The sequence below is a fragment of the Nitratidesulfovibrio oxamicus genome (assembly GCF_015731765.1).
Classification (GTDB): domain Bacteria; phylum Desulfobacterota; class Desulfovibrionia; order Desulfovibrionales; family Desulfovibrionaceae; genus Cupidesulfovibrio; species Cupidesulfovibrio oxamicus.
In genome coordinates this window covers 1-2,706 of the sequence record NZ_VRYY01000353.1, presented here as the reverse complement: position 1 = coordinate 2,706, position 2,706 = coordinate 1, and the positions used below count along the sequence as shown (strand labels likewise).

Below are 2,706 nucleotides of genomic sequence, written 5' to 3'. Positions count from 1 at the left end.
CGGCACGCTGGCCGGGTTGCGGTCGGCCCTGGGGTTGCAGCCGGAAAGCGGACACGATGCCGCCACCGAGCCTTCCGCATCGCCCGCGGCCCTGCTGGGCGCGGCCATGACCCGCGCGGACGAACGCCTGCTCGCCCTGCGCGAAGCCGGAGCCACCAGGCGCTTCGACCTGGCCATGCTGACCCAGTTCTATGCCTTCTACTACGCCCTGCGCCAATTGGCAGAGGACGTGAAGGGGCTGGCCGCACGCATGGCCGGGAACGAGGGAGAACCCTCCGGCTCGGACAACGGCCCCGCCACGCCGTAGCCCGCGGCACACCCTTTTGCACCGCCCCCGCCACGGAGGCCCCATGCCCGCACCCACCGCCGACTCCGCCGCACTGTCCACACTGTTCGAGATCATCGGCTACGCGGCGGGCCTGCTGACCTCGCTGGCCTACCTGCCCCAGGTGGTGCGCATTGCCCGCACCCGTTCCGCCGACGACATCTCGCTGCCCACCTTCCGATTGCTGGCCGTGGGCGTTTCGCTGTGGCTGGTCTACGGCATCGGCATCGGCTCATGGCCGGTCATGGCCGCCAACGCCGTGGGCCTGACGCTGATCCTGGCCGTGATCTGGCTGAAGCTGCGCTATTCCCGGCGGGCATAGGCGGCACGGAACAGGCCCGCACAAGAACCTGGCGGGGGCAACCCAGCCTTGCCAGCCGCGCCGCATCCTTCATCGCTGCGCGTTACCCCGCGCGCACGCCTCACCCCGCCGGCACCAGTGGACGGCGTGCCGTTTCCGGGTATACTCGGGGGTATCGAAGCCTTCCGGCCGACTTCCCTCACCCCATCCGGAGACCGGACATGTACACCGCCTTCACGGAACTTTCCCCCGTCATGCAGGCCTTTCTCGCCGGGTTGTTCACCTGGGGGGTCACCGCGCTGGGCGCGGCCCTGGTGTTTCTGACCAAAAGCTTTTCGCGCAAGGCGCTGGACGTCATGCTGGGCTTTGCCGCCGGCGTGATGATCGCCGCCAGCTTCTGGTCGCTGCTGGCCCCGGCGCTGGAGATGTCCGAGCACCTGGGCCGCTGGTCGTTCGTGCCCGCCGCCGTGGGTTTCGTGCTGGGGGCCCTGTTCCTGCGGCTGGTGGACATGCTGCTGCCCCACCTGCACCTGCACAACCCCATCGAACACGCCGAAGGGCTGCCCAGCACGTGGCAGCGCTCCACCCTGCTGGTGACGGCCATCACCCTGCACAACATTCCGGAGGGGCTGGCCGTGGGCGTGGCCTTCGGCGCCGTGGCGGCGGACCTGCCCTCGGCATCGCTGGCCGGGGCCATGGCCCTTGCGCTGGGCATCGGCATCCAGAACTTTCCCGAGGGCACGGCGGTGTCCGTGCCGCTGCGGCGCGAGGGCTTTTCACGCATGAAGGCGTTCATGTTCGGACAGGCCTCGGGCATGGTCGAACCCATCGCCGCCGTCATCGGCGCGGCGGCGGTGCTGTGGGCACAGCCGCTGTTGCCGTACGCGCTGGCCTTTGCCGCCGGGGCCATGATCTTCGTGGTGGTGGAGGAAGTCATCCCCGAATCGCAGGGCTCCGGCTACGGTGACCTGTCCACCATGGGGGTCATTGCCGGGTTCACCCTGATGATGACCCTGGACGTGGCCTTGGGGTAGCTCCGGCGGGACAGCAAGGCGGTCCTGCCGCATCGGCGGGGCATGCCCCCGTCTCCCTGCAACCGTAGCCATCCTGCGTTCGCCTTGTATTCCAGCGCCATGCGCGTGCTCCGGAAAATACCTTGACGGTCAAACTATCTTGGCAATAAAGAAGTTTGACCGTCAAACATTCTGGAGGCACACCCCGTGATCGGACGCTTCGCCTGCCCCGGCTCCTACCGCGAACTGATTTCTTCCCGAGAAACCCTGCTCTGCCTGCTGGGCGGCGTGCTGGCCGCCGTCTCATGGGTCGCATCGCTTTCCGGCGCGCCCGCGTGGCTGGCCGCCGCCCTGGCCCTGACCGGGGCCGCCATCAACGGCCTGCCCATCGTCAAGGGCGCGGTGGAAGGCCTGATGGAAAAGCAGGTCAACGTGGACGAACTGGTGTCCATCGCCCTCATCGCCTCGGTGGCGCAGGGCGAATACCTGTCCGCCGCCATCGTGGCCTGCATCATGAAGGCCGGTTCTCTGGTGGAAGGCTTCCTGAGCGATGCGGCCCGGCGGTCCATCAAGGCACTGGCCGCCGTCACGCCGGACACCGCCACCATCATCGAGCCGGGTGGCCGCGAGCGCACCGTGCCCGCCGCCGAAGTGCGCGTGGGCCAGCAGTTGCGCGTGCGCCCCGGCGAACGCATTCCCGTTGACGCGGTGGTCCTGTCCGGCATCACTGCCGTGGACGAATCCTCCATCACCGGCGAGCCGCTGCCCCGCTCGTGCACCACGGGCGACAAGGTGCTGGCGGGCACCATGAACTACAACGGCGTCATCGTGGTAGAGGCGCAGCGCGTGGGCGAGGACACCACCATCGGCAAGGTGGTGCGCCTGGTGGAAGAGGCGGAGGCCCACAATCCCAGGGCGGCCCGCCTGGTGGACAAGTACGCCCAGTGGTTCACCCCGGTGGTGCTGGCCTGCGCCGCCGCGGCATGGGCCGTTTCCGGCGAATCGGCGCGCGCTGTGGCCGTGCTCATCGCCGGGTGCCCCTGCGCCCTGCTCATGGCCGCGCCCAC

At 69.0% G+C, this 2,706-nt stretch carries 3 protein-coding genes and 1 pseudogene; all 4 read left to right on the top strand.

All coding sequences use genetic code 11. The annotated features are described in order from the left end of the window. Positions 1–307 (top strand): annotated as a pseudogene (locus FVW20_RS11995) (FUSC family protein); the annotation flags it as partial. Positions 308–350: 43 nt separating this feature from the next. Then, positions 351–647, top strand: coding sequence for a SemiSWEET family sugar transporter (locus FVW20_RS11990; protein ID WP_196609799.1), 297 nt, complete (start codon positions 351–353; stop codon positions 645–647). A gap of 200 nt (positions 648–847) precedes the next feature. Next, entirely contained in the window at positions 848–1,660 is an 813-nt protein-coding gene (locus FVW20_RS11985; protein WP_196609798.1) for a ZIP family metal transporter, read from the top strand. Between the two features lie 186 nt (positions 1,661–1,846). After that, the coding region (locus tag FVW20_RS11980; RefSeq protein ID WP_196609797.1) for an HAD-IC family P-type ATPase at positions 1,847–2,706 on the top strand (860 nt) is incomplete at its 3' end.

What these genes read in the sequence shown, in the direction of transcription:
- FVW20_RS11990 (WP_196609799.1), top strand. Translation starts at nt 351, where the DNA reads ATGCCCGCACCCACCGCCGACTCCGCCGCACTGTCCACACTGTTCGAG.
- FVW20_RS11985 (WP_196609798.1), top strand. Translation starts at nt 848, where the DNA reads ATGTACACCGCCTTCACGGAACTTTCCCCCGTCATGCAGGCCTTTCTC.